This window comes from Massilia terrae (assembly GCF_024753145.1).
Classification (GTDB): Bacteria; Pseudomonadota; Gammaproteobacteria; order Burkholderiales; family Burkholderiaceae_D; genus Telluria; species Telluria terrae.
In genome coordinates this window covers 1,433,317-1,460,147 of record NZ_JANUGU010000001.1, presented here as the reverse complement: position 1 = coordinate 1,460,147, position 26,831 = coordinate 1,433,317, and the positions used below count along the sequence as shown (strand labels likewise).

The following is a 26,831-nucleotide window of genomic DNA, read 5'->3' as shown; positions in this document are numbered from 1 at the left end:
AAGTTCCCTTCGGGCTGGTGAGAATTGGTGATGAACGTACTTTAGCAATTCCAAATTCAATCCAGAAGACGTTAAAATGGATAATATTATTCAGCCAGTGGAACAATATGCATATCGAACCGAATGATCTTGTTCTTTTTGCCCGGATCGTCGACGCAGGCAGCTTCAGCAAGGCGGCGGACCGCATCGGGCAGCCCAAATCGACGGTTTCGCGCCGCATCTCGCAGCTGGAAGCGCAGCTGGGCGAACGCCTGCTCCAGCGGACCACGCGCAAGTTGGTGGTGACAGAATTCGGCGCCAGCCTGCTGGAGCACGCGCGCAAGGTGGCGGAAGAGGTGGAGGCGGCCGGCGCGTTGGCGCAGCATCGCCAGGCCGAGCCCAGCGGCAAGCTGCGCATCTCGCTGCCGCACGATTTCGCCAATCTGGGCCTGGTGTCGGTGATTGCGCGCTTTGTCGAGCGCTACCCGCAGGTCAGCCTGGAGCTGGACCTGTCGCCGCGCCGGGTCGACCTGCTGGCCGAAGGCTTCGACATCGCGATCCGCATGGGCGACCTGCCTGATGACGCCTCGCTCAACGCGCGCCGCATCGCTTTCGATCGCTTCGGGCTGTATGCCGCGCCGTCCTACATCGCCCAGCGCGGCCTGCCGGAACAGCCGGACGACCTGGTCGAACACGACCTCCTCAGCATGCTGGCGCGCAGCGGAGGGCCGGTCTCATGGGTGCTCACGCGCGGCAAGCAGCGCTGGGAGCGCACGCTGCCGGCGCGCCTGGCCGCCAATTCACCAGACCTGCTGGTGCGCATCGCGTGCAGCGGCGCCGGCATCGCGGCCAGCAGCTGGCGCTTTGCCGAGCCTTATATGGAAAGGGGAGAACTGGTGCGCGTGCTGCCGGAATGGGAGCTGCCGACTTATACCGGCTGGGCCGTGTTCCCCGGCCGCCGCCTGATGCCCGCCAAGACCCGCGTCTTCCTCGACATGATGGAGGAAACCTGTTGCGCCCAGCACCGCGCGGCGCTCGAGAAACCTTAGCGCGGGCGATCACCCATCATCTCGCCCAGCCGCACGCTGCGCTCCGGCGCCCAAGCCGGATTGAAGGCGATGGTGTCCTTCTCGAATAGCATGACGACGGTGGAGCCGAGCAGGAAGCGGCCCATCTCCTCGCCTTTTTTCAGCACGACCTGCCGGCCCTCGTAGGTCCACTCCGACACCTTCGGCAGGCGCGGCGGGTTGACCACGCCGTGCCACACGGTGGCCATGCTGCCGACGATCGTCGCGCCCACGAGCACCATCACGAACAGTCCGAACTCACTCGAATCGAACACGCAGACCACGCGCTCGTTGCGCGCGAACAGCCCCGGCACGCCGCGCGCCGTGGTCGGGTTCACCGAAAACAGTTCGCCCGGCACGTAGATCATGCGCGTCAGCCGGCCGTCGCAGGGCATGTGGATGCGGTGGTAGTCCTTCGGCGACAGGTACAGGTTGGCGAAGCTGCCGTGCGCGAACTGCGCGGCCAGCGCCGCGTCGCCGCCGACCAGCTGGGCGGTGGTGAACTTGTGGCCCTTGGCCTGCAGGATCTCGTGTTCGTCGATGGCGCCGAACTGGCTGATCGCGCCGTCCACCGGGCATACGAAGTCCGCATTGGCCAGCGGCCGCGCGCCTTCCTTCAGGGGGCGCGTGAAGAACTCGTTGAAGCTGGCGTAGCTGGCGATGTCCGGATTGGCCGCTTCGGCCATGTTCACGCCGTACTTCCCGACGAACCAGCGGATCAGGCGAGTCGTCATCGCGCCGCCCTGGGCACCCGCGACGCGGCCGGCGAGCGCGGTCAGCGCCTGCTTCGGCAATACATATTGCGGCAGAACTTTGATTCGATCGGACACGGTCGGGAACCTTTTGGCGACTAAACAAGAATACGGATTATAACGGGCTGCTGTGCCGATGCGGAATGCCGTTTTTCGGTGGTGCCAGCCCTGTTATGCATATTCCTATAACCGCTACCTGAAGGATGAGCCGTGATCAACCCAACGTTGAACGCGGCGCGTGCATATCCAGGGCGGCTGCGGCTGACCGTGCTCGTCACGGCGCTCGCGGCGGCCGGCCTCGCGCACGCGCAGCAGTCCCAGACCCCGAATACGTCCAGCGCCGATACCGCACCGCCGATGCAGAAAGTGGAGGTGCGCGGCAGCGTCGAGGCCTATGACCCGCGCCGCGACGACACCGCATCGAAAATCGTCGTCACGCGCGAGGAGATCGCCAAGTACGGCGACACCAGCGTGCTCGATGTGCTCAAGCGCGTACCCGGCGTGACCGTCACCGGCGCCAATGGCCGCGGCGGCGAGGTGCGCATGCGCGGACTTGGCAGCGGCTATACCCAGATCCTGATCAACGGCGAGCGGGCCCCGGCCGGCTTCACCATCGATTCGCTGTCGCCCGACGTCATCGAGCGCATCGAGGTGCTGCGCGCGGCCACCGCCGAATTCTCGACCCAGTCCGTGGCAGGCACCATCAACATCGTCCTGAAGAAAACCGCCAAGGCCGGCCAGCGCGACGTCAAGATCGGCATCGGCAAGGGGCCTGGCTTCTCGAATCCGATCCTGAACCTGCAGCTGGCCGACCGGGCCGACAAGATGTCGTGGTCGCTGCCGGTGAACCTGATTTACCAGCATGCGGAGCGCCTCGCCCCGGCCCACGAAGTGGATTACGACCTGCTTGGCGTGCCGGTCCTGCGCAGCTTCACCGACAGTTTCGGCACCAGCCATGCGGCGATCCTCAATGCCTCGCCGCGCGTGAACTGGAACCTGGAGGGTGGCGATACGCTGACCTGGCAGAGCTTCCTGAATGCGAACCGCTTCCACGGCGATACCTACGGAGTCACCACCACCGAGCTCGGTGCGCCGCCGCCGTTTCCATCGCAGGAACTGCATTCGGCCAGCCAGTTCGGCATGCTGCGTTCGGAGCTGAACTGGGTGCACAAGTTCGAATCTGGCTCGAAGCTCGACATGAAGCTTGGCGGCTTCGCCATCGCCGCCAGCAATGTGCAGGACCGCAGCGCGCTGCGCGATGCGGTGCAGGTCCTCGACAGCACGACCGAGAACCGCGGCCACGACTACAACCTGAGCTCGACCGGCAAATACACCAACCCGCTGCTGGAGGGGCATTCACTGGCCCTCGGATGGGACGTTGGCTACGGCCGCCATTTCGAGAGCCGCGAGCAGAACGACCTGCCGGTCGGCGGCAGCGCCGCCTACATGCTCGACCAGCGCTTCCAGGCCCGCTCCTCGCGCGTGGCCGCGTATGCGCAGGACAAGTGGACGATCACGCCGCGCTGGTCGCTGTACTTCGGCATGCGCTGGGAGGGCATCCGTATCCAGACCTCCGGCAACGACTTCGCCACCGCGCGCACCAATTCCTCGGTCCTGAGCCCCCTGATGCAGACCCTGTACAAGCTGCCCGGCACCAAGGCCGACCAAGTGCGCTTCGCCGTCACCCGCACCTATAAGGCGCCGGATTTGCTGAGCCTTCCGCCGCGTCGCTTCGTCTCGGTCAACAACAGTCCAACCGAGCCGGATTCGATCGGCAATCCGCATCTGAAGCCGGAGCTCGCGCTCGGCTTTGACGCCGCGTATGAGCACTACTTCGGCGAAGGCGGCATGCTGTCGCTGGCCCTGTCGCGCCGCAGCATCCAGGATTTCACGCGCAACGTGATCGTGTTCCAGGATGGCCGCTGGGTCCAGATGCCGTCCAACGAAGGCAAGGCCGTGACCAACAGCCTGGAGACCGAGGCCAAGCTGCCCTTGAAAGCGCTGGTCGCGGATGCGCCGGCGCTCGACCTGCGCGCGAGCGTGAGCCGCAACTGGTCGCGCGTGCAGTCGGTACCTGGTCCGGACAACCGGCTCGACCAGCAAACGCCGCTGTCAGGCACGCTCGGCGCCGATTACAGGACGGGCGCCTTCACCGTCGGCGGCAGCTTCGCGTTCCGCGCCGGCGGCCCGGTGCGGCTGTCGGCCAACCAGTCCAACTACCAGAACGTGCGCCGCGACCTGGACCTGTACGCGACCTGGAGGCTCGATCCGAAGTATCAGCTGCGACTGGCGCTGAACAATGTCCTGGGACAGGACGGCCTGAACGCCACCAGCTATGCCACGCCGGCCGGCCTGGTCACCCGCAACACGGTGTATCCCGGCTATATGGTCGCGCGCCTGACGCTCGAAGTGAAGCTGTGACAGAGGGGATATGCATGCCGCAGTGTTGCATGCATATCAAAAATAGTTCCGCGGCGGTGATCCGTTGGCTACCGTATGGACGAGAATAGCGCCTTTCTAAAAACGACAAGACCAGACCATGCAAGACCACAGCAAGCCCTTTCGCCTGACGATCATCGCCGCCGCCGTTGCGCTCGCGGCTTCCGCGCATGCGCAGGAAGCGCAAACCGGCGCAGCCAAAGCCACCAGCACGGAAGCGCCGATGCAGAAGGTTGAAGTGCGCGGGTCCGCCGAAGCCTATGACCCGCGTCGCGACGACACCGCGACCAAAATCGTCGTCAACCACGAGGAGATCGTCAAGTACGGGGACAACAACGTGCTCGATGTGCTCAAGCGTGTGCCCGGCGTGACGGTGAGCGGCGGCGGTGGGCGCGGCGGCGAGATCCGCATGCGTGGCCTGGGCAGCGGCTACACCCAGATCCTGATCAATGGCGAACGCGCGCCGGCGGGCTTCTCGATCGATTCGCTCGCGCCTGATGTGATCGAGCGGATCGAGGTGCTGCGCGCAGCCACCGCCGAGTTCTCGACCCAGTCAATCGCGGGCACCATCAACATCGTGCTGAAGAAGGCGATCAAGACCGCGCAGCGCGAACTGAAGCTGGGCTACGGCCGCGGCCCCGACTACAGCAACCCGACCGCCAACCTGCAGCTGTCCGACCGCGCCGGCAAGCTCTCGTGGTCGCTGGCCGCCAATGCCATCCACCAGGAGTCGGCGCGGCCCTCGCCGGCGCTGGAGCAGGGCTACGACGCGGCCGGCCGCAGCGTCCTGCTGCGCGAAACCACGTCCTATTCGGCGACGCGTTTCGACGCGCTCAACATCAGCCCGCGCCTCAACTGGAACCTGGAGGGCGGCGACACGGTGACCTGGCAGACCTTCATCAACGTGAACCGCTTCCGCCTGAACGGCACCAGCGACATCACCACCGTGTACGGCGCGCCCGCACAGTATCCGCACCAGTGGCTGCCGATGACCAACGATAACCAGTTCTTCCGCACGGACCTGAACTGGACCCACAAGCTGGAATCCGGTTCGAAACTGGACCTGAAGATCGGCGGCGTGCTGGGCGGCCTGGGCAACGTCACGCGGCGGCTGGCCTACAACGGCGCCACGCAAACGCTGGACAGCAAGATCGATTCCAAAGGCACCGACCGCGGATTCACCTCGACCGGCAAGTACACCAATCCACTGGTCGAGAATCATGCGCTCGCCTTGGGCTGGGACTTCGGCTACAACAACCGCACCGACGCCCGCCTGCAGCGCGACGCATCGATCGCCGGCCAACCGGCCTACCTCTCGGATGAACACTACAAGGGCCGTGTGCTGCGCTTCGCCGGCTTCGCCCAGGACGAATGGAACGTCACGCCGCGCTGGTCGGTGTACCTTGGCATGCGCTGGGAAGGGATCTTCACCCGCATCGAGGGCAATACCTTCGATACCGCGCACACGCGCTCCTCGGTCTGGAGCCCGCTGATGCAGACCATGTACAAGCTGCCGGGCACCAAGGCCGACCAGGTGCGCCTGGCGCTGACCCGCACTTACAAGGCGCCCGATGTGCAAAGCCTGATTCCGCACCGCTTCCTGTCGCTGAACAACAGCTCGACCGAGCCTGATTTCATGGGCAATCCCGACCTGAAGCCGGAACTGGCGCGTGGCATCGACGCGGCCTACGAACACTTCTGGGACGGCGGCGGCATGGCCTCGATCAGCGCGTCGACGCGCCAGATCACCGACTTCACGCGCCAGCTGACGATCTTCCGCGATGGCCGTTGGGTGGGCCTGCCGTCCAACTTCGGCAACGCGCGCACCTACGGGCTGGAGCTGGAAACCAAGTTTCCGCTTAAGTCGCTGTGGGCAGAGGCGCCCGCGCTCGACCTGCGCGCGAGCGTGAGCCGCAACTGGTCGACTGTGGATTCGGTCGCTGCACCGAACAACCGGCTCGACCAGCAGACGCCGGTGTCGGCGACCTTCGGCCTCGATTACAAAGTTGGCCAACTGACCACCGGCGCCAGCTACGCCTTCAAGAACGGCGGCCAGGTGCGCATTTCGGCCAACCAGCTGGCCTACCAGAGCGTGCGCCGCGACGTCGATATGTACGCACTGTGGAAGTTTGATCCGAAGAACCAGCTGCGCGTCGCGCTGGCGAATGTGCTGCGCCAGGACTTCATCAATTCGGGCAGTTACTTCGACCAGAACGGTTCGGTGACCCGCACCTCCATCACGCCGGGCAGGATGGTCGTCCGCGCGACGATGGAAATGAAGTTCTAGGCCAGGCGCATCGCCACGGCCCCGCAGGCGACCAGCGCCACAGCTGACAGTCGCGCGGGGCTGACCCGTTCACCCAGCACCAGCGCGGCGATCGCGGTCGCGAACAGGATCGAGGTCTCGCGCAGGGCCGCCACCGCGGCCACCGGCGCCAGCGTCATCGCCCATAGCGCGATGCCGTAGGAGCCCAGTGTGGTCACCCCGCCGATCACGACCAGCGGCAGGTTGGCGCGCGCGAACGGCAGCAGGTCCGGGCCGCGCCGCATGGCGGCCCAGGCCAGCGCACCCATCCCGCTGAACAGGAAAATCCAGATCGTGTAGGCGGCGGGCGCGCCGGAGTGACGCACGCCGGCGCCGTCGATCATCGTGTAGGTGGCGATGATGCAGGCCGTCGCCAGCGCGAAGGCCGTGGTCCGGCGGCCGCGCGCCGAGCCGCTGCGCGCACTCTCATACATCGCGAAGATGCCGCCGCAGATCAGGCCCACCGCGAGCCACTGCGCGCCGCTGAGATGCTCGCCGGTCAGCGGCCCGTTCACCAGCGCGACCAGCAATGGCGCGCTGCCCCGCATCAGCGGGTAGGACAGGCTCATGTCGCCGCTGCTGTAGGTCTCGACCAGCAGTGTGTAGTAGGCCAGCTGCGCGACGCTGGAGGCGGCGATGAAAGGCCAGCTCTCGCGCGCCGGCGCGGGCAGGAAGGGCAGGGCCATGGCGCCGAGCAGGCCGCCGCCGGCCACCACCAGCACCGTCGCGAGGGCGGTGTCGCTGCGCGACTTGACCAGGGCGTTCCAGCTGGCGTGCATCAGCGCGGCGAACAGCACGGCCGCCAGCACCGCGCCCGGCATGTGGCCGCTCATGCGGGCTTGTGATGGTGGGCGAAGTAGCGGCGCGCGACCACGATGGCGAGCACCTGCATCAATGCGCATAGGTAGAAGGAGCTGCCCACGCGCCAGTCGTCGGACGGCAGGTGGCTGACTGCGCCGAGAATAGCGGTGCCGACCAGCGGCATCACGATCACGCCAAGGCTGCTGACCGATTGCAGTGATCCCATCAGCTCGCCCTGTTCGCTGCCGGGTGTGGTCTTCGAAATAATCCCTTGCAGGGCCGGGCCGGCCGCGAAGGCCAGCAGGTTGCACAGGATGACCGCATACATCATCCACCCGTGCGTGGCCAGCCCGTACAGGAAATAGGCCAGCGCGCCCGAGGCCAGCCCTAGCATCGACAGGCGGGTTTCTCCGAAGCGCCGCATCAGGACCGCCAGCAGGCCGGCCTGCACCACGACCGAAGCCAGGCCGACGCAGAACATGGCGATGCCGTTGTCGCGCGGGGTCCAGTCGAAGCGGAAGGTGGTGTACAGCACCCAGGTCGACTGCAGCATCATCTGCGCGAAGGCGACCAGCGTGAATACGATGACCAGTCCGCGGATGTCGCGGCGCCCGGCCAGCCGCAGCAGCGCCCCGAAGGGATTCACGCGGGCGAGGCGGAACGGCGCGCGTGCACCCGGCGGCAGCGATTCCGGCACGAAGAAATAGCCGTAGACGAGATTGGCGGCGGACAGCGCGGCGGCGACGTAGAACGGCATGTGGATGTTGCTGTCGCCCAGCAGGCCACCCAGCATCGGGCCGCACAGGAAGCCGAGGCCGAAGGCGGCGCCGATCTTGCCGAAGCTTTTGGCGCGGTGCTCGTGGGCCGAAATGTCGGACGCATAGGCCGAGGCCACCGACATGCTGGCAGAGGACATGCCGCCGATGACGCGCCCGATGAACAGGCAGGCCAGGTTCGGCGCCCAGGCCGTGGCCAGGAAATTGATGCACATGCCCGTCATCGAATACATCAGCACCGGACGGCGGCCGATGCGGTCGCTGATGGCGCCGAGCATGGGCATGAAGATGAACTGCATCAGCCCGAACACCATCGCCATCACGCCGTACCATAGCGCTTGCTGTTCGCGGCCGCTGACGAACTGGCCGACCAGCACCGGCAGCACCGGGACGATCAGCCCGATGCCGAGCATGTCGATGAAAACGCAGACCAGGACGAAGTTGAGGTTGCCGGAGGAGGGCTTCAGGTTGGCGGCCGTCGATGTCATGAAATTCGAAGTGACTGATGCTCAAACGCCTATCTTAACATCCGATCAAGCACCTTTCATACATCGGGCGACCGGCCCAGCCACTCTTCGGCGAAGCGCTCGCGGAACTCCATCAGCAGCGCGACGCGGCGCTCGGCCAGGCGGCGTCCGGCGGCGGTCTGCATCATGCCCGGCAGGGCCGCCAGCTTGACCGCGAAGTGGTCGAGTGTGTAGCTGCGGTCGTCCAGCGGGCGATCGAGTGCAAGCGGATCGTCGGCGTGGGCGAGCGGACGGCCAAGCTGTCCGCCGATGTAGAACACGCGCGCCAGGCCGATGGCGCCGAGGGCGTCGATGCGGTCGGCATCCTGCACGATCTTCGCTTCGATGCTGTCGGCCGGGATCGCGGCCGAATAGCTGTGCGCCTCGATCGCATGCGCCACGCCATCCAGCAGCTCAGGCGGAAAATCCATCCAGCCGAGCTGGTGTCGCGCCAGACGCGCGGAGCGGCGCGATGCCTGGTCGCGTTCGGGATCGTTCTTCGGCAGGTTGACGAGGTCGTGCAGGTAGCAGGCGGCCATCACCACCAGTGCGTTGGCTTCGGGATGATCTTTCAACAGCGCTTGCGCGGTGCGCCACACGCGCTCGAGGTGGCTGGCGTCGTGGGCGCCGTCATTGCCCGCTGCGCCGGCCGCCAGCGCGGCCAGCTTCGGTTGCCACCAGGCCGGGTCGTGCTTGCTCATGCTTTCGCCTCGGACCCGAGACCGGCGCGCTGCGACAGCGCGTCGGCCTGCTGGTTGCGGTGGCGCGGCACCCAGCGCAGGGTCACCTCCGGCAGTTGCGCAAGCAGGGCGTGCGCTTCGCGCCGGTACGCCAGAAGCGCTTGCGCGGCGGCGTCCTCGGGACCGTTGACATCGTCGATCACGACCTGGCTGTCACCGTGGATGGTCAGCTGCTGCGGCAAGTACGCGACGGCGGCCCGCAGCAGCGCAATGAGGGCGCGGTATTCGGCCTCGCCGCTGTTGCCGTAGCCTGCCTGCTCGGAGATCTCGACGACCTGTCCGTCCGGCCCGTTGAGCACAGCGCCGATGGCGCAGCGGCCCGGGTTGGGACGGGCCGAACCGTCGAACCATGCATTCCAGGTGCCCGGACCCGCAAGGTGGCGCGCCTTGCGCTGTTGTTCGTTGGTGGCGCGCGCCGCGCGGCGATCGGCGATGCGCCGTGCCTCGGCCTGCGCCAGAGCGCGCCGTTCGGCGACCAGCTGGGCGAGGCCGGCGTCGCCAACCTGCTGTTCCAGTGTCGTGCGCAGCGCCTGCTCGTGCGTCATGCCGGTTTGCCGCGCCAATCGGCGGCTGGCGCTGCGTTCGCGCCGGTAGGCCAGCTCGTAGAGTTCATTCATCGTGCGCAGCATACCCGATCGGCGGACCGGACATGGCAAAAAGCGCCCGCAGGCGCTTTTCGTTGGCGTCAGTAGCGGCGCCAGTTGTCCGGTGCGCGGTCGCGCCAGTTGGGGACACCGTCGCCATCGCGGTCGCGGAGGTAATGCTCGCGTTCCTCCCAACGGCGGTGCTCGTCGCGGTCCCAGTCACGGCGGCGGTCCCAGTCGCGGCCCCGATCCCAGTCACGGCCACGATCCCAGTCGCGGCCACGGTCCCAGTCACGGCCACGGTCCCAGTCACGGCCACGGTCCCAGCCGGTCGGCGTCCAGCGCCCCGGCTCCATGTACCAGCCGCGATCGTGGCGATACCACACCGGGGCGCTATAGGCATACCCCGGGCGTTCGGCGATCCAGTAGCCGGGCGCCCATGCGTGGCGCTGTCCACGCCATTCCCAGTGGCCCGGCGCCCACACATAGCCACGGCGCGGCGCGGGCACGGCTTCGTACAGCGGGGCCGGCGGCGCCGAACTGATGACGACACTGTATTGGCTCTGCGCCATCGACGGCAGCGGGGCGAAGGCTGCGGCGGCGAGAGTGACGAAAGTAGCGAGAGTGAGGATGCGTTTCATGGTGTGGTCTCCGTATCCGGGATGGACGAGCCCACTATAGCAATCGCGGCCAGGCGCGGGGGCGATTGACGCAAGTCCTTACAAATGAAACGCTTGGTAGGATCCGCGATACATGCGGCGTGCGCTCGGGGAAGCGCGGCCGCTGGCGTTGGGCGTCAAGGGATGACGCAACGCCAGCGGGCAGTGGGCATCATGCATTGCTCCGTGCGGCGGCGCGTTCGGCGATCAGCGAGGCGCGCTTCTGTTCCGGCGTCAGGCGCTTGGCGGTCACGGTCACAACCGGCATGGCGGCCTGGATGGTGGCGACCGGCGCTGCCGGCTTCGCGGGTACATTCGCATTGGCGTTGGCGATGAAGGCTGCGGAGCCGGCAAAGACCAGTGCGGCGATGAAGACGGCTTCCATGTGTTTGGCGATGTTCATTTCAGTTCTCCTTGCAAATGTGGTTTCGATGTGAGCACTGTATCCAAGGGCTCCCTGGGTCGCCATCGGTATGCGACGGGAGGTAGAAAACACGGGATGAACTGCGAAAAAGCCGGTGTTTCAATGGCCCGCGTCTCGCGTGGGCGCGGTGTATCCGTAGCGCACTGAACAGCGCGCCCCGTTTCTTCGTTTTCTGGCAATATTTTTTCGGGTTCGCCGCCGGGCGGACCACGATTCAAGGGGACGAGGAAGGTATGCGTTTGCCGGGCACCCGCTATCAGGAACCTGGTTGGGAACAGGTGCGCAAGCTGCTGGGGCAGTGCTCCCTGCACGCGCTGGCGCAATGCGATGTCGGCCGCCTGGTGCAGCAGGAGGCGCAATATGACACGCTGGGTGACTACGTGGACCTGTGCGCCGATGCGCTGCGCGCCAGCGCCCGCGCATCGCGTGCGCAAGCGCCTGGCAACAGCTACGGCGAGACCGTGTTCGAGCTGGCGCTGACGCTGCTGTATGAACTGCAGGCCCGTCCCGCCGACTGGGCCGGGATGTGTGCGGCGGTGGTCGGCGAATATCGCCGGCTCGGTCCCTTCTGGCTCGGCGCCGGCGCCGACGGCCTGCTGCGCAAGAAGGTCAACGACATGTACGCCGGCCTGCGCGACAAGGTCGACTCCGACAACTACCAGGCCGCCTGCGGCCGGCCCTGCAGCCCGAACCGCATGTACGCTTTCCGCATGCTCGACACCGCGCGCGGCGAGATCGCCCGCCTGTTCGACGGCTGGGACCAGCACCGCGAGCAGGTCGGCGCCATCCTCGGGCGCGAGATCGGCGCGGAACCGATCGAGGCGCGCCTGCTGCGGGGAGGCGGCGCCTGCAAGGCCGAATGGGTCATCGCGTGGAGCGAGTCGCTGGAGCGCTTTACGGACAGCTCCGGTCCCCTTCACACCCGCTCCAAGCGCTTCGCCAGCTTGAAGACCAGTCCTGCGAAAATCGACGCCATGCTGGCCGAGATCGCCGAGTACGAGCGCATGTCGGCAAACCGCGACGGTGACTGGCGGCTCGACTCCTTCGAGGCGACCGGCTGGCTGGACGACTATGCCCGGGTGCTGGCCGACTCGCAGGAGGCCGCGAGCCCCGGCCCCGACCAGATCCTGGAGGCTCGGCAGGACGAGCTGGCGCAAGACGCCCGCGAGCCGGAGGAGGGCAGTGCGGCCGAACGCGACGACGAACCGGTGCCCGAGCGCGGCGCGCTTTCCCTTCCCCCCCGCTTTGCCGAAGTGGCGCTGTCCGCCGCGGGAGCGGGCGCGTGGGCCGAGCGTGCGCTGGCGCGCGACTCGATGCCGGTGCGGCTTGCGGTCTACCTCAAGCTGATCGGCCCGGCCGACGACTGCTATCCCGCCGAATGGCTCGACCCGGCGACCGGCGAGCTGCCGGTGATGCAGCAGCTCGCGCTGCTCGACCGGATCTCGCTGCCGACGCTGCGCAAGCGGCGCGACGCGGCGATCGAGCGGCTGGCAACAGCGCGCCGATGACGGAGGAAAGTTGAAACGTACAAACCACCTGGACCGCCGCCTGCGCGAACAACTGCTGGCCGGCCGCCGCAAGGAAGGCGACCGCCTGATGCTGGCGGATGACATCTTGCGCGCGGCGCTGGACGGCAGCCGCCCGCTGACCGCGAACGAGCGCATGGCGCTGGAGGCGTCGCCACTCACCGTGCGCCGCCTGCGCCAGCTCGCCATCGACAGGCGCGCGCCACGCAAGAGTGCCAACGACGATGCTTGGGACGGCAGTACCGGCATGCTGCGCGCGGCCGATTCGGGAACGCTGGCGCGCCTGACGACCGACGACGGCTACTGGATCCTGCATTTCAGCGATGACGACGGTGGCTGGCAGCTCACCCTGCAGCTGAAGGCATGCGCACCCTTCACCGCGCGCCTGCTGCGCGAACGTCCGGCGCTGTGCGTGCTGGACGCCGAGGGCAAGGTGCTGCTGCAGGGCCGTCTCGATGGCGACGGCGAGTGCGAAGGACCGTGGCAGGCGCCGGGCGACCCGGCACGCTACTTCCAGCAGCACGGCGCGCGCTTCACGGTGCGGCCGGTCGGCGGCGGGTGATTGCATGCACGGCCTGTTCCAGCGCGGTCCGCGCCACAGCGGATTCCTGGCCACCGAGCTGGGGACGGAGATCGTCGCACGCGCGCTGCCGGCGGGGCTGGCCGTGCCGGGCCACTGCTGCGGGCTGGTCGTGGATGCCGACGGTCGCACACGGCGCATGGCCGCCGGGCATCGGGCCAGCTTGGCCGCCGGCGAAACCGCGTGGTGCTTTCATCCAGGGCCATACACGGGGCAGATGGTACCCTTTGCCGCCGCGCCGGAGATCGGGCTGGCGGTGCACTTCGTGGTCGACCGCCCCGATCCGCGGCTGGAGCAGCAGCGCTTCGACCTCTTCCTGGCGAGCGAATGCGGCGGCAGCCTGATGCTGGTGGAGCTGGTGCGCGGCATGGAACAGGCGCTGCAGCGCGAGCTCGCCCAAGGGAATATGGAACTGCCGCCGTGTACCACGGTGGATGAGTGGAACGCCTTCCGCGCGGGATTCGACCAGCTGCTGTACACGCGCTTCGGGATCGTGGTGGAGGATTGCGTCCCGGTGGACCTCGGCGGCATGTGCGACTACGGCCGCATGCTGCTTGACCGTCTTGAATGCGCCGTGCCGCCCATGCCGGTGGCGGCATCGGTGGCGGTCCACCAGGTGGACGCCCGGGCCGTTGATGCGCGCGCCTTGCGCCGCCTGTTCCTGGAGCTGCCCTGCCTGATGCGGGCGGTGCGCCTGGCCGCGCTGCCCGCCAGCGGCGTCCAGTTCCGCACGCTGCAGGCGCTGCTGCAGCGCCTCGACCTGCTTGGCCTGTCGGTGGCGACCATGCCGGCGCTCGGGCTGCAAGCGCCGGGACAGGCGCTGCTGGCCACTGTGCAGGCGCGCCGCGCGCACCACTGCGTGCTGGCCGCCGAGAGCCTCGACGAGGCGTGGGCGCTGCTGGCGCGCTTCGAACGCGCCGAAGCCCGCGAGGCGCCGGCGCTGCTCGATGAGCTGGACCGCATCGCCGCCAACCTCGAATTCCACTGTGCCGCGCGGCGCAGCATCCATCCGGAGGACGAACAATGAGCGCGCCGCATGCTGCCGAATGTCGCTGCCTGCTGGCCGACGGTTCGACCCTGCTGGTGACCGCGTCGCGCCGTCCGCGTGAGGGCCGGACCGACGTCAAGTGTGCGGTGCCGGGGCAGCCGGCGCGGGCCGAACGCATGCAGCAGGTGGTGCGGCTGGCGCGCCATACCGAACCGCGCTACGACAGCCGCGACCAGGTAGTGCTCAGCATGGATCGTGCGCCCGCACCCGCGGAGCGCGGCTGGGAGCTGGCAGCGGTGCTGGCGGACCGCATGGGGCGCGGCGTGATACCGCCACAGGCGCTGCTCGTCAATGGCTGGTCCGACGAATGGCAGCTCGGGCGCATCGGCGGCCACACCCTGCGCGGCGCCCACGCCCGGGTGCTGCTCGGCGGTCCGGACGGCTTGCGCCATCTCGGCGCGCTCACCGGCCAGCCCGACGCGGCGCAGGCGGTGTCCAGCGCCCGCAGCTGGTTTCCCCTGCATAGCGGCGGCATCCACGACAGCCTGGACTGGGTCGAAGTCAGCGTCTATCCGACCGATGGCGGCAGCGACGACGAGTCCTCGATCACGGCGCCGGAACTGGACCTGGCCGGCCAGCACGAGGTGCGCCGAGTGCTGTTCGACGCGCGCCACTTCGATGGCCGGACCGGGCGCGCCTGGCGCACCACGGTGCGCTTCGGCCAGCCGCGGTTCCAGGGCAACTCCTTCGAACTGGCGCTGGTGATGGCCGACCGGATGGCGCGCGGCCGCGAGTTCCTGCCACGCGGGCGCATCCTCGCCAGCGGCTGTTCCAGCGCCTGGCATGCGGGCCGGGTCGAGGCGGTCGAAGGCGTGGCCGCCAAATGTGCGCTGCTGCTGGCGGCAGCAGCCCCCGGCGACCGGGTGCTGCTGCCGCGCGCCTGCGAGGGGCAGCTGCCAGCCGGATTCCCGGCTGCCCTCAAGGCGCGCGGCGCCAGCTTCGCCTGCGTGGAACGTGTCGGGTTTATTTGAACCCCTTGACAATCTCTGCTATAATTTTGACAACTTTAGCGCCAGCGGGGAGGGGGCGCTTCACCAGGAGACAGCGATGTTCGAGATGTTCGGTTTCGGCGCGGCCGAGTGCCCGCGCTGCGAGCGCAAGAACGCGGCCACCTCGGGCTACTGCGCGGGCTGCGGCCTGACCCTGGGCGCACCCCGCAATCCGCCGCTGTTGCGCGACAACCGCTGGATCGCGGGGCCGGACGAACTGGCCGTGTTCTTCGGCGTGCGCGAGCTGTCCGGCATCTTCGTCAAGACGCTCCGGGTGCCGGCCACCTCGCGCGCCTACATCCTGCAGGGCGAGAAAGCCACCGAAGTGCCGCAGGGCGAATATGAGATCGAGGGCTTCTTCACGCGCCTGAACCACCTGCTGCGCGACCAGCACGCCGAGATATTGGTCACCCGCACCGCCGCGCTGCCGGTCGAATTCGAGTTCGACGATCTGGAAAGCGCCGAATACCTGAAGCTGTCCGCGCGCTTCACCGTCCGCCTGCAGGTCGAACACGTGCCCGCTTTTGCCCGCCATTTCATGACCATGCCGGGCGTGATCGGCGCGCCGCAGCTGCGCGAGCTGCTCGGCGCGCCGGTGCGCCAGCTCGCGCTGGAATTCCTCGGCGCCCGTTCGGTGCGCGAGATGGCGGCCAACGGCGAGCTGCGCGCGGAACTGGACGAGCGCCTGCAGGGCGCGCTCAAGCTGCTGCTGGCGCAGTACGGCCTGGCCGCGGTGCGGGTCGATACGCTCGCGCTGCGCCACGATAAATACGACGCCAACCGAGAGCGCGTCGCCAGCCTGTGGCTCGCCGCCGACGAGCGCCACGTGCAGGTCGAGCACGCGCGCCACCTCGACGAGATGTACGACGCCGAGGAGTGGCAAAAGATCCGGCGCGAAGAGCAGCAGGGACGCCAGCGCCAACGCCGCGCCGAACTGTCGCTGGACCAGGCCGACAGCATGCAGCAGGTGCGCTCGCGCGAGATCGAGCTGTATGCGCGGGTGGCCGAATCCGAATCGCGCAAGCAGGCCATCGACCGCGGTGCGGAAGACGTCGTAGCCGAACTGGAGCACCACCTGGCCCGCCAAGGCGCGCGCCGCGGCGGCGAGGTCGACGAGTGGGCGCACCTGCGCGCGTTGGCGCGCAGCCGCATGCGCGCCGAGCTCGAGGCGCAGCAGCAGGAAGCGCTGCAGGCACGCCAGCTGGCGCAGCAGCGCTTTTCGCACGTGCTGCTGCAGCAGCAGATCAGGAACAAGATCGAGCAGGCGCTCGCCATTGAGGATGCCTCGCGCCGCCATGACGAGGTGGCGCGCCTGCGCGCGGCCGAAGCGCTGGCCGAGCGCCGTGCGCGCGAGCTGGACGACGAGCAGCACACCGCGCGCCGCCAGGCGCTGGTGCTGGCCAATGCCGCCCGCAAGCGCGAGCTCGAACGCGCGCTGGAGTGGGAAGAGGAACAGGCCCAGCGCCGCCGCCGCGAACTGCTGCGCGCCGATGCGCTCGATGCCGAGCAGGTGCGGCAGGAGCTGTCGGCCCTGCGCCGCGGCAGCGAACTGGCCGACGCGCTGGCGCGCCACGACAAGCTGCAGCGCACCATCGATGCCGACGCGCGTCACGAGCGCGCCATCCGCGACGTCGAGCTGGACGCCGAGGACCGCCGTCACGCGCAGGCGCTGGATCGAGCGAGGATGGAGATCACCCGTGCGCAGTCCTTCGGCGAACTGGATGACACGGCCAAGCTGGCGCTCGCGCCAACGGCCAACGCGGCCGCGCTGGCGGACCTATTGAAGACCCGGGTGCACGCCACCATGCGCGCCGAGCAGCTGGCGGCGCTGTCCGGCATGGCGTCCACCGTGACCGTGCTCGAAGCGCCGCGCCGCTGCACGCATGGCCACGCGGCGCGCGCCGGCGACGTTTTCTGTGCGGCCTGCGGCGCCGCACTCACCCACTGAAAGCATGCGAACAGCGATCGACAAAATCCGCGAACTGCGGACCTTGCATGAAGATGGTCTCCTGACCCGCGACGAGTTCGACCGGCGCAAGGAAGCCGTTCTCGACACCGCCTATCACGACGCCCGCGCGCATGCCGCGGCTTCCAGCGGCGAGAGCACGGAACTGGGCCTGATGGCCGGGCAGGAGGTCGGCCCGCCGAACCGCCGCTACCGCCTGCAGCGCCTGATTTCCTACGGCGGCAGGACCGAAGTCTGGCAGGCGGTCGACCTGGCGACCGAGGTCCAGCTGGGTCATGGCGCCCAGGTCGCGCTCAAGATCCATCCGCCGCAGCGCGCGGGGGCGGCGCATGAGGCGCGCCTGCTGCTGGAAGAAGCCATCTGCGCGCGCCGCCTCGCCCACGAGCACATCGTGCGTGTGTTCGACTGGTCGCAGGATGCCGCGACCGGCAGCGTCTTCCTGATCATGGAATACCTCGATGGCGAGGATCTGGACGCCGTCATCAAGCGCACCGGCGGCCTGGCGCTGGAGCGCGCCTGCGCCTTGCTGGACCCGGTGGCGCAGGCGCTCGACTACGCCTGGACCAAGTGCGGCCTGGTGCACCGCGACCTCAAGCCGGCCAATGTGTTCGTGCAGGCCGACGGCACGGTCAAGCTGCTCGACTTCGGCATTGCCGGCAGCTCCAACGGCAGCGCGGCGCCCGGCAATTCGGGCAGCGCGGCCTACATGGCGCCCGAAGCGGGCGATCCGCAGCTGGCGCCGGACCGCGCGCTCGACGTGCACGCCGCCGCCGTCATGCTGTACAAGATGGTGACCGGAACCCTGCCGTTCGACGCCGGCCGCCATGCGCGCGCATCCGAACGCGCGGAGGCCTTGCCGCAGCCGGTGCGCGCAGCTTTGCACGCGGGTTTCGCGCCGGAGCCTTCGCTGCGGCCGCCGAGCGTTTCCGAGCTGCTGCGGCGCGTGCGGGCCGCCGCGCTCCCCGCGCCCGGGCCGGCGGTGATTGCGGAGACGCCTGCGCCGGCCGCAACGAGTCGTCCCTCCGCGCCAGCCGCTGCGCCGGATCTGCGCCGCGAACAGGAACGCCGCGCGCGCGCCAGCGCCGAGGCCGAGCGCGAAGCGCGCCGCCAGCAGCTGCGCGAACAGCTGCGCCGCCGGCTGGAGCAGGACGCGGCGCAGGCCGGCGAGCGGGCAGGCGCGCGTCGCCCGGACCGCGTGCTCGCCGGCCTGCGCAGCATGTCGCCCGAGGCCCGCCAGGCGCCCGCCGCCGAGCAGGTGCTGGGCTCACGCCTGGCCTATGCGACCATCGCCACCACCGCACCCGCCGCCGCCAGCCTCGCTCCTTCGGCGGCGCCGTACGCGAGCCGCGGACGCTTGCGCGACCGCTTCCTCGACGATAGCGCACAGGGCCCGGAACTGGTGGTCCTGCCCGCCGGACGCTTCCAGATGGGCTCCGGCTCCGACGAGCAGCAGGCCGCCCTCGACGCCGGCGCGCGCAAGGCCTGGCTTGAGCGGGAAGTGCCGCGCCACCTGGTCGCCATCGGCCGCGATTTCGCGATCGGCAGGCATCCGGTCAGCGTGGCCGACTGGCGCGCGTTCGTGCTGGCCACGCGCTGGAAGCCGAGCGGCGACGTCAACTGGTCGGCGCCCGGCTTCATCCAGACCGACGAGCATCCTGTGGTCGGCGTCAACTGGCACGACGCGCAGCTCTATGTGCGCTGGCTCTCGACCCGCACCGGCAAGCGCTACCGCATGCCGAGCGAGGCCGAATGGGAATACGCCTGCCGCGCGGGCAGCGGCACGCCGTTCAACGTCGGCGACGATATCCGGCCCGACCAGGCCAACTACGACACCCGCTTCGCCTGGGCCGGCAAGGAGCGCGGCGTGCCGCGCCGCGGCACCACGGCGGCGGGCAGTTATCCGCCCAATGCCTGGGGCCTGTGCGACATGCACGGCAATGTGTGGGAATGGGTACAGGACGTCATGCACGACAGTTACGAGGGTGCGCCCATCGATGGCGGCGCCTGGCAGGCCGGCGGCGACCAGGAGCGGCGCGTGCTGCGCGGCGGTTCTTGGCTGTACCATCCGCGCTACCTGCGCTCCGCGGTGCGCAATGGCTTCGCGGCTCGCCTGTCCAACGACAAGGTCGGCTTTCGCGTCGTGCGCGAGGTGGAGTAGCGCCGCGCGGCCGTGCTAGAGTGCGTGCTTTGCACGTGCTTTGCAGCTCTCGCAGCACCATGGACCACCTCCTCGACAATATCTTCTGGCAGGCGCTCAGCGGTCCGCACGCCTGTTTCGCCACCGGCACCGACAGCGCAAGGCGCTACGCGCCGGGCTTTTCGCCCATCGTTGGTTTTCCCGATCCCCGCGCGCCGGACTTCGATGCGCTGCGCCCGTTCTGCGATCTGGGCGAGCATTTCTACTGCGATGGCTGGACCGGGCCTGCGCCGGCGGGCTGGCGCATCGAAGCCGAATCGACCATGTACCGCATGGTCTGGAACGGCGGCGCGCCCACGGCAGACGCCGCACCGGATGCCGTGCCGCTGCGGCGTGAACACGCCGCGCAGGCGGTGGAGCTGGCGAAGTTGACCAAGCCCGGTCCGTTCGGCCCGCGCACCATCGAGCTTGGCGACTACTTCGGCTATTTCGACGACAAGGGCAGCCTGGTCGCGATGGCGGGAGAACGGATGGCCGCGCCCGGCCTGCGTGAAATCAGCGGCGTGTGCGTTCATCCGGATTTCCAGGGCCGCGGCCTGGCCCGGCGGCTGATGGAAAAGCTGATTCTGCGCCAGCTGCAACGGGGCGAAACGCCGTTCCTGCACGTCATGAGCGCAAACGACGCCGCCCACGGGCTCTACCTGCGCATGGGTTTTGCCGACTGGCGCGAAACGCCGGTCCGCGTGATCACGCTGGCGCAGGCAGTGTAAAGTAGCCACTACATCCAACACACGACAGGGAGCCTGACATGACCATTACCGTCCGCCGCGACACCGCCTATCCAATGCGCCAGATCGTCCAGGTGCGCGGCCACGAGCTGATTGCCGACGGCACGATCCAGGAAGGCGGCGACGATGCCGGCCCGTCCGCGCATGACCTGTTCGACGCGGCGCTCGGCACCTGCAAGGCGCTGACCCTGGTGTGGTACGCGCACCGCAAGGGCATTCCGCTGGAGGGTCTCGAAGTCAGCGTCGACCGCGACGACAGCAAGGAGCGCGAGGGCATCTACAAGCTCGACACCACGCTGCACATGTCCGGACCGCTGAGCGACGCCCAGCGCACCGAGCTGCTGAACGTGGCCGGCAAGTGCCCGGTGCACAAGCTGATGACTACCGCGACGGTCGAGGTCAGCACCAAGCTGGCTTGACCGGGCGGCGGCGCGTAGCGCGCTTGCCTGTCCGCCGGATTGCGCTATGCTGGGAAGTGAAACAACGTTCACCCATGTGAGGTGGTTTCATGAAAATTCCCGAGCACCTGCGGATTCCGATGGTCGTCTTTTCGATCGAGGCCGTGTTGCTGATCGGCGCATCGCTGATCTTCCTCGTGCTGCGGCCGCCGTTCTCCTGATCGGCTAGGCGGCTGGCAGCAAGGGCCCGGCGCGACGCCGGTCGGGAATGCGCGCGCGTACGTTCCACGTTTCGGGGTACGGCCCGCCTTCAAAGCAAATTCCCATAGGCAAACCGGACTGGTGCGAGCCCGGCTCCAGCGCGTGGTCGGTGCCGCTCCCCGCTTCGCGCAGCCAGAAGCCACCGCCGCGATGGAACAATAGCGGCAGGGCAAAATCCCCGCCTGGCGCAAGGTCCGGGGCGAGCAGCCAGAAGCGTTCAGACGGCGCGCCGGCACGCTCCAGCACCAGGGCATGCGGCTGCAGCGCGCACACCTCCAGCGCGGCGATGCCGGGCACGCTGGCGGTGAACTCGATGTGCATCCCCTCGCGCAGCGCGACCGGGCGGGCCTTGCCGGGCCATTCGCCATCCACCAGGATGCCGTAGCGCGATACGTCCTCGATCATGTAGCCGTCCCGGTCGCGGCGGATCAGCGCATGGCGCGCCGAGATGCGGCGCGTGAGTCCGCCGCTGTCCGGATGGGCGAGCAGGACCTGGGCCTGCGGCGCCGCCGGATCGTAGCGGCCGATGACCAGCTGGTCGCCGGCGAACAGCCGCTCGTGGCGCGCGCCGCGCAGCAGGCAGGCCGCGTCGGCGGGGTAGGGGTGGGCCGGCAGGACGACTGCGCTATCGATTTCAACGAGGTCCTCATCCCATGCGATGGTCGGCAGGCTGATGCTGCCGGCCCGCGTGGCATCCAGCTCCAGGCGCGCGATGCCTGCGTTGCGGGCGCTGACGTCGATATCGACGCTGCCCGTCGCCGCCGCCGCATTGACGCGTGCGATCGAACCCTCGTCCGCGAACACGCGCACATTCTTGTGGTTGGCGAGGAAGGCATGGTGGATCTCGGACAGGCTGGCGTCCGCGCGCGGCACCAGCACCACGACCGAACAGATCCAGCTGCGGCCGCCGCCTTCCAGCTCGACCTCGATGCGGTGCTGGCCGTGTTCCAGGCCGCGCGAGGAGAATTCGATGAAGGCGGGGCACCACTGGCCGTGCGCCCCGCGCGCCAGCTGGTGGCGTGCCGCGCAGTGCAGCGGCAGCGGCGAACGCAGTGTCAGCATCAGGCCGCCCGGGCAATCGGCCGGCATGCCGCGTGGTTCGAGCTTGATCGCGTGGCGGCCGCCGGCGGCGCGCGGATCGAAGCCACTGACGTGTAGGTGCGGCCGGACTGGCTCAGTTGTGCGCGGTTGCGGATGCCCGTGCGCACACTCGAGCGCGCCCGGCATCACCCAGACGGTGCAGTGAGGATGCTCGGGATCGCGGCAGGGATGCATGGCGGCGCAGTAGATGGCTTTAGCGCCAGCTTATCCAATGCGGCTCATCCGTGTCGCGCGGATGCGTTGAACATCGAGCGGCTTGTACACGGCGTGTCCTGCTGGAAACAACTGGGTAAATCAACAGCGATCGCACGTTACAAGCGCTCGGCATTTAGGTCTACTATTTGTTGATCCATAGCCTGCCACCAAATGAAATGCGTTACCTATCTACGCTCGATGGAATCAGGGCCGTCGCGGTTATCCTGGTGGTGGTCAGCCACCTGATATTACAGCTTACGGATGGCGCGGAACCGGCTTTTTACAGCTACCGCACAATGGGGCGAATCGGGGTGGCGATATTTTTCGTGCACACCACTCTTGTGTTAATGATGTCGCTGCAGCGGCATGGACCGGCCGCCATTCCCTTCTACATCAGGCGTATATTCAGGATATACCCGCTGGCCATCGTCACCGTTTTGTTTTTTGCCCTTCTGCAGCTCGGGTCGATTCCAATCGACACCGGGAAACTGCTCAGCAATTTATTTCTGGTCCAGAACATCACGGGTTACGCTTCGCTGCCTCGTCCGTTGTGGTCCCTGCCATACGAGTTGCAGATGTATCTGGTTTTGCCCGCGCTCTATCACCTTGCCCGAACACAGCAGCCCGTCTTGTGGGCAATCGCGCTGTGGCTATCTGCTACTGTTTTGGCACTGTTGTTGCCCACGCAGTCGCTGGCACACAAGTTGGCGCTCTACGTACCGTGCTTCCTGCCAGGCTTCTTGGCGTACCTGCTTGCTGGTCGCATTCGATTCGAATTGTCCAGCGCTTGCCTGTTTGCTTTCATTGCCATCGCTGGCACTGTGCTAATTCCGATGCTGGTTAAGATTGGCTTTTCAGAAATGCCGCTGTTCTGGGTTTTTTGTCTCGCCATTGGAATCATAATTCCAGCAAGCGACGAACTCCAAAACAGGCATATCGTGCGGGGCGCAAGTTTGGTTGCGAAATACTCCTACGGTATCTACCTTACGCACGTTCTCGCAATGGGCGCTATCGATGGGTTAGTGCCCGGGCCGAAACTCGTGCAATGGGGCGCAATGCTTGTTCTGCTGATCGGGCTGGCCTACATGTCCTACCACGGTATCGAGAAACGCGGAATCGCTCTAGGCATGCGGCTCGCCGAGCGCTACGCTTCCAGGTCGAGGCGCACTAATTCGCGCAACACGCCCGACAGTGAGCAAGCCAGCGGATTCTAGATTCGCTTGCTGCTACACGGAATGCTAAGCCGAGGGCAGGGCGGTTTCGTCAAGCGCCAGTGGACGCAGCACGATGGCGGTCAGGTTATCGCTGTGCAGGCCGGCCGGCGGATGCGCTTCGATCTCGCCAAACAAGGCGTCCAACATCGCCCGCGCGCTGGACCGCCCTGCAAACAGCTCCGGCCAGCGCGCGACCCAGCGCTGCGCGTCGGGGCAGGACCAGAAGCCATCGGTGGCCAGCACGTAGACCGATCCGGGATGCAGCGCCACCGGCCGGCGGTCGTGCAGTTCGGCGAGCCAGGGCGGCAGGTCGGCGGCGCGCAGCTCGCGCAGCGGGTCGGACAGCAGCAGCGGATCGTCGAAGGTATTCCCGAGGACGAAGGCCTGGCTGATCTGGGGCCGGTGTTCGCCGTGGACCTGCTGCCACCACGCGCGCTCGTCGATCAGGTCGGCCATTGCGAAGGCGGTCGCGGGCACGTGGTCCACGGTGAGCGGAGTGGCCTGGCCGGCGCTGATCTCGTACAGGCGCGAATCGCCCACGTGGTATAGCAAGGCCGGGCCGCTGGCCGGGAGTTCGAGCATCGTGAGCGTGGTGCCGGGCCGTAGCGGCGAGTGTTCGATGCCGGAGAAGTGGTGCTGCAGCCGCGCGTGCAGCGCGTCCAGGTGCTGCGACAGTTCGGTGACGCTCGCGCATGCGGGTACGGCGAGCAGGCCTGCCACCACGGTTTCGGCGGCTTCGCGTCCGTGGCCGTGGCCGCCCATCCCGTCCAGCACCGCCAGCCGTGCATGGCCGCGCGGCCAGCCGGCGACGCGGCGCTTGTGGCGCTGCTGCCCGGCCAGGTACTGCGCATTGCCGTCGTGGTCGATCAGCAGGTAGTTGTCCTGGTTCTCTTCGCGCTGCATGGAACCGGCGCCGACGACGCTGCGCGCGGCGACGTCGAACCGGTGGCCGAAGTGGAGGGCGGAATTCATATCCGTGAGTGTATCCATATCAGCGCTGGAGTGGGGAGCCGATTGTGTTACCGTTGAAGGCCCTGGCCACAAATGCGATGCCCCGATGTTGATCCGCCCGCTCGAAGACCGCGATATCCCGGCCGCCGCCGCCCTGTTCCAGGCCGCGGCGCGCGAATTCATCGTGCATGAATCCCCGGATGGCGCCCCGCAGTTCACGGCCGAAAACGATGAAGCGGGCTTTCGCCGCCACGTCGCGGCCGGCTATGTGTACCACGTGGCGATCGTCGGCGACGTGCTCGCCGGCTTCGTCGCGGTGCGCGAGGTGACCCACCTGTACCACCTGTTCGTCGACAAGCGCTGGCACCGGCAGGGCATCGCGCGGCGGCTCTGGGAGCACGGCCGCGACAAGGCGCTGGAGGCCGGCAATCCGGGCTTCTTCACGGTGAACGCGTCCAATTTTGCGCTGCCGCTCTATACCGCGCTGGGATTCGTGCCGACTGCGCCGATGCAGTTCAAGAACAGCATCTACTTCACGCCGATGCGGCTCGACCTGCCGCGCGCCTGAGCGCATCAGGGACGCGCCTCGTCGGTGCGGCGCAGCCACAGGCTGCTGGCCCAGCCGCGTACCGCCTGTCCATCGAGGCTGGCGCTGACTTCCCACCAGTCGCCTTCGCGCGCGCCGGTTGCGATGACCGTGGCGCCGGCCGGCACAACACCAAGCCGTACTGCGCCGATCCCGCGCGCGCCGCGCAAGTTCAGGTGATCATGCACGCGGTAGCGCATGCCCGCTTCGGGAGCGCCGCGCGGCGGCGGGTCGGCGATGGCGGCGATCGGCCTGGCTTGCGCCGGCGCCGTGGGCACGAACAGCCATGCCAGCGTGCCCCCGATGGCCAGGGTGCCGGCGGCCAGCACCGTCGCCGCCTGCAGGTTGGCGCGCCGCCACCAGGCGCGCGGCGTCAGGAAGGCCGCCAGCACCAGGGTCGAGGCCAGGCCGGCGGCGTAGGCGGCGAACAGGCTTGCGCCGTGGTTCATGATCAGGCCTCGAAGCGCAGCACGTAGTGCCCTGCGACCAGGTGGTGCCCCGGCGGCAGGTGGTAGGCCTCGTCCGCGTCTCCCACTTGGGCGACGAAGCGCATTTCCTCGTCGAGGTGGTACAGGGCCTGGGTCGGGGACAGGCGGCCGATGCGGTAGCCATCGTCCACCGCCTCGAAACTGAAGGCGTTGCGCGACAGGCCCAGGCGGTCGGCGCTGGCAGCTTCCAGTCCCGGTGCGCGGCGCAGGCAGTCCTGCTTGTCGAGGACACGCAGCGCGGACAACATCGGCGCATTGCGTCCGAAGACGAAGCGTGCGCCGCCGGCGATTGCCTGTTCGGGGGCGTTCGGCAGGCGCAACAGCCCACAGTAGCGGTCGGCCATCTCGGGCGGAGCTTCCAGTAACTGTAGCGCGCCCGCGTCTGTTGGCGTGATGCGCGCCGGCAGCGTGACCCGCTGGCGGCCCGCGGCTGTGATGGCGTGAACTTCGTCACGGTCGGTAACGGCGAAGCGGATCAGCGACTGCTCCGCGGCGGCTGCGGGTGCAAGGCTACGATCGAGGCCGATCTCCAGCGCCGTGGCGCCGGTGTCACGGTAGCGCGACAAGCGCGGCAGGGCCAAAGCGGCCAGGCGCACGCGCTGGCGCGCGGCGACCGGAGCGTAAGTGGCGTCGCCTTCGGGCGCCGGGGGCACTACGCTGGCGCGGGCCGGCAGTGCGGTGGCCTGCGCATCCTCGGCCTCCGGGGTGCGCCGTTTCCAGACGGCGGGCGCCTTCGCGGGCTGGGTGCGCGGCACTTCGATTGGCCGCGCGGCCTGTTTCGGTGCGCCGCTGCGCTCCACCTTGAACAGTACGCGCGCGCCGCTGCTGCTGCCGCGTGGCCGCAGCACGTAGCAACCGGCCGCCGCATCGTAGCTGCATTCGAATGCCTCCTTCGGGCGCGCCTGCACCTCGATCGGCGTGTCGGGCCCGTCGTTCACCAGCAGCAGCGCGCAGTCCGGTCCGAATGGCCAGTCGGGCACCGTGTGCGTGGCGTCTCGCGTGTCGAGGCCGAGCAGGACCAGGCGCTGCTTCGGGTAGATCGCGCAGACCTGTTTCCAGACTGCGTTGTCGCGCGAGGCGCTGACGGTGTACATCACCTGTTCGGACGGACCGGGCAGGTAGACCGCGTGGCCGAACTTGACCTCGACCTCGCCCGGCTCGAGCGCCTCGGCGCCGACCACGTGGTAGCGCACGTCTTCGCTGCCGAGCTGGTCGCCGAAGTCCTTCTGGTGCAGCGCCTGCAGCGATTGCGCGAGCTCGCGCAGGCGTGCGCCGCGGGTGAGGTGGCGGTCCTCGTCGATCTCGTCCTGCGGCAGCATCAGCGTAATGTGGGAAAAGCAGCGGCGAGGCGCACGGCCGCGCAGCTCGCGTGGCGCCCGCTCAAGCAGGTCGCGCAGCAGGGGGCGGCGCGAGAACAGCTGCAGCCCCGGAGCCTGCCAGATCGATTCGGCGTTGAACACATCGTCAACCTTGCCAAGGGCTGAGTGGTGGACATAGATCGGCATGGGCAGCTCCTATCGGTTTTGATCGCTCGCGACACCAAACGCTAGCAGGGGGCGGATGAAAAACGG

At 68.0% G+C, this 26,831-nt stretch carries 24 protein-coding genes; 13 read left to right on the top strand and 11 right to left on the bottom strand.

The genetic code is table 11. The features are described from left to right. Positions 1 to 107: 107 nt before the first annotated feature. On the top strand, positions 108 to 1,028 hold the full coding sequence (locus NX778_RS06340; RefSeq protein ID WP_258810828.1) for a LysR family transcriptional regulator: 921 nt from the start codon (positions 108 to 110) through the stop codon (positions 1,026 to 1,028). Here NX778_RS06340 and asd read toward each other — a convergent pair. After that, positions 1,025 to 1,876, bottom strand: coding sequence for an archaetidylserine decarboxylase (gene asd, locus NX778_RS06335; RefSeq protein ID WP_258810827.1), 852 nt, complete (start codon positions 1,874 to 1,876; stop codon positions 1,025 to 1,027). The two genes, NX778_RS06340 and asd, sit on opposite strands and share 4 nt — an antisense overlap. A gap of 132 nt (positions 1,877 to 2,008) precedes the next feature. On the opposite strand from asd, the gene NX778_RS06330 reads away from it, so the two are divergent. Together NX778_RS06330 and NX778_RS06325 are read left to right on the top strand one after the other, a co-directional pair. Further along, the gene (locus NX778_RS06330) at positions 2,009 to 4,219 is read left to right on the top strand and encodes a TonB-dependent receptor plug domain-containing protein (RefSeq protein WP_258810826.1); all 2,211 of its coding nucleotides are present in this window, start codon (positions 2,009 to 2,011) and stop codon (positions 4,217 to 4,219) included. Between the two features lie 118 nt (positions 4,220 to 4,337). Continuing rightward, complete coding sequence (locus NX778_RS06325) at positions 4,338 to 6,524, top strand: TonB-dependent receptor plug domain-containing protein (protein ID WP_258810825.1); 2,187 nt, start codon at positions 4,338 to 4,340, stop codon at positions 6,522 to 6,524. On the opposite strand, the gene NX778_RS06320 is transcribed toward NX778_RS06325, so the two are convergent. From NX778_RS06320 to NX778_RS06295, 6 genes are all read right to left on the bottom strand, one after another. Then, positions 6,521 to 7,375 carry an EamA family transporter gene (locus NX778_RS06320; RefSeq protein ID WP_258810824.1) on the bottom strand — a complete coding sequence of 285 codons (855 nt, stop codon included), beginning with the start codon at positions 7,373 to 7,375 and terminating at the stop codon, positions 6,521 to 6,523. The genes NX778_RS06325 and NX778_RS06320 overlap by 4 nt on opposite strands. After that, positions 7,372 to 8,607 (bottom strand): TCR/Tet family MFS transporter, encoded by a 1,236-nt coding sequence (locus NX778_RS06315; RefSeq protein ID WP_258810823.1) that lies wholly within the window; start codon positions 8,605 to 8,607, stop codon positions 7,372 to 7,374. The genes NX778_RS06320 and NX778_RS06315 overlap by 4 nt, the downstream gene beginning before the upstream one ends. A gap of 56 nt (positions 8,608 to 8,663) precedes the next feature. After that, positions 8,664 to 9,326 (bottom strand): HD domain-containing protein, encoded by a 663-nt coding sequence (locus tag NX778_RS06310; RefSeq protein WP_258810822.1) that lies wholly within the window; start codon positions 9,324 to 9,326, stop codon positions 8,664 to 8,666. After that, complete coding sequence (locus tag NX778_RS06305) at positions 9,323 to 9,982, bottom strand: ribonuclease HI family protein (RefSeq protein WP_258810821.1); 660 nt, start codon at positions 9,980 to 9,982, stop codon at positions 9,323 to 9,325. The genes NX778_RS06310 and NX778_RS06305 overlap by 4 nt, the downstream gene beginning before the upstream one ends. A gap of 68 nt (positions 9,983 to 10,050) precedes the next feature. After that, complete coding sequence (locus NX778_RS06300; RefSeq protein WP_258810820.1) at positions 10,051 to 10,590, bottom strand: YXWGXW repeat-containing protein; 540 nt, start codon at positions 10,588 to 10,590, stop codon at positions 10,051 to 10,053. Positions 10,591 to 10,780: 190 nt separating this feature from the next. Then, positions 10,781 to 11,011, bottom strand: coding sequence for a hypothetical protein (locus NX778_RS06295; RefSeq protein ID WP_258810819.1), 231 nt, complete (start codon positions 11,009 to 11,011; stop codon positions 10,781 to 10,783). A gap of 254 nt (positions 11,012 to 11,265) precedes the next feature. Between NX778_RS06295 and NX778_RS06290 the strand changes: the two genes are divergently transcribed. The 8 genes from NX778_RS06290 to NX778_RS06255 all read left to right on the top strand — a co-directional run bounded on the left by NX778_RS06290 (position 11,266) and on the right by NX778_RS06255 (position 20,485). Beyond that, positions 11,266 to 12,540, top strand: coding sequence for a hypothetical protein (locus NX778_RS06290; protein WP_258810818.1), 1,275 nt, complete (start codon positions 11,266 to 11,268; stop codon positions 12,538 to 12,540). Positions 12,541 to 12,550: 10 nt separating this feature from the next. Beyond that, a complete protein-coding gene (locus NX778_RS06285) occupies positions 12,551 to 13,120 on the top strand; it encodes a hypothetical protein (protein WP_258810817.1) in 570 nt (189 codons plus the stop codon). A 4-nt stretch (positions 13,121 to 13,124) separates the two neighbouring features. Then, positions 13,125 to 14,165, top strand: a complete 1,041-nt coding sequence (locus tag NX778_RS06280) for a hypothetical protein (protein WP_258810816.1) — start codon at positions 13,125 to 13,127, stop codon at positions 14,163 to 14,165. Beyond that, on the top strand, positions 14,162 to 15,157 hold the full coding sequence (locus tag NX778_RS06275) for a hypothetical protein (RefSeq protein WP_258810815.1): 996 nt from the start codon (positions 14,162 to 14,164) through the stop codon (positions 15,155 to 15,157). The genes NX778_RS06280 and NX778_RS06275 overlap by 4 nt, the downstream gene beginning before the upstream one ends. A gap of 76 nt (positions 15,158 to 15,233) precedes the next feature. Beyond that, positions 15,234 to 17,123 (top strand): coiled-coil domain-containing protein, encoded by a 1,890-nt coding sequence (locus tag NX778_RS06270; protein ID WP_258810814.1) that lies wholly within the window; start codon positions 15,234 to 15,236, stop codon positions 17,121 to 17,123. Positions 17,124 to 17,127: 4 nt separating this feature from the next. Then, positions 17,128 to 19,299 carry an SUMF1/EgtB/PvdO family nonheme iron enzyme gene (locus tag NX778_RS06265; protein WP_258810813.1) on the top strand — a complete coding sequence of 724 codons (2,172 nt, stop codon included), beginning with the start codon at positions 17,128 to 17,130 and terminating at the stop codon, positions 19,297 to 19,299. 59 nt (positions 19,300 to 19,358) lie between these two features. After that, a complete protein-coding gene (locus tag NX778_RS06260; RefSeq protein WP_258810812.1) occupies positions 19,359 to 20,048 on the top strand; it encodes a GNAT family N-acetyltransferase in 690 nt (229 codons plus the stop codon). Positions 20,049 to 20,086: 38 nt separating this feature from the next. After that, positions 20,087 to 20,485, top strand: a complete 399-nt coding sequence (locus NX778_RS06255) for an OsmC family protein (protein ID WP_258810811.1) — start codon at positions 20,087 to 20,089, stop codon at positions 20,483 to 20,485. A gap of 204 nt (positions 20,486 to 20,689) precedes the next feature. Here the strand turns inward: NX778_RS06255 and NX778_RS06250 are convergent, their stop codons facing one another. Continuing rightward, a complete protein-coding gene (locus tag NX778_RS06250) occupies positions 20,690 to 22,000 on the bottom strand; it encodes an FHA domain-containing protein (RefSeq protein WP_258810810.1) in 1,311 nt (436 codons plus the stop codon). A 167-nt stretch (positions 22,001 to 22,167) separates the two neighbouring features. Here NX778_RS06250 and NX778_RS06245 point away from each other — a divergent pair, with 167 nt between their 5' ends. Beyond that, positions 22,168 to 23,235, top strand: coding sequence for an acyltransferase family protein (locus NX778_RS06245; protein ID WP_258810809.1), 1,068 nt, complete (start codon positions 22,168 to 22,170; stop codon positions 23,233 to 23,235). A 24-nt stretch (positions 23,236 to 23,259) separates the two neighbouring features. Here NX778_RS06245 and NX778_RS06240 read toward each other — a convergent pair whose 3' ends face one another. After that, the gene (locus NX778_RS06240; protein WP_258810808.1) at positions 23,260 to 24,207 is read right to left on the bottom strand and encodes a PP2C family protein-serine/threonine phosphatase; all 948 of its coding nucleotides are present in this window, start codon (positions 24,205 to 24,207) and stop codon (positions 23,260 to 23,262) included. An 85-nt stretch (positions 24,208 to 24,292) separates the two neighbouring features. Here NX778_RS06240 and NX778_RS06235 point away from each other — a divergent pair, with 85 nt between their 5' ends. After that, the gene (locus NX778_RS06235; RefSeq protein WP_258810807.1) at positions 24,293 to 24,754 is read left to right on the top strand and encodes a GNAT family N-acetyltransferase; all 462 of its coding nucleotides are present in this window, start codon (positions 24,293 to 24,295) and stop codon (positions 24,752 to 24,754) included. A gap of 5 nt (positions 24,755 to 24,759) precedes the next feature. Here the strand turns inward: NX778_RS06235 and NX778_RS06230 are convergent, their stop codons facing one another. Next, a complete protein-coding gene (locus tag NX778_RS06230; RefSeq protein WP_258810806.1) occupies positions 24,760 to 25,221 on the bottom strand; it encodes an SH3 domain-containing protein in 462 nt (153 codons plus the stop codon). Positions 25,222 to 25,223: 2 nt separating this feature from the next. Beyond that, the gene (locus tag NX778_RS06225; RefSeq protein ID WP_258810805.1) at positions 25,224 to 26,765 is read right to left on the bottom strand and encodes a hypothetical protein; all 1,542 of its coding nucleotides are present in this window, start codon (positions 26,763 to 26,765) and stop codon (positions 25,224 to 25,226) included. Between the last annotated feature and the right edge of the window lie 66 nt (positions 26,766 to 26,831).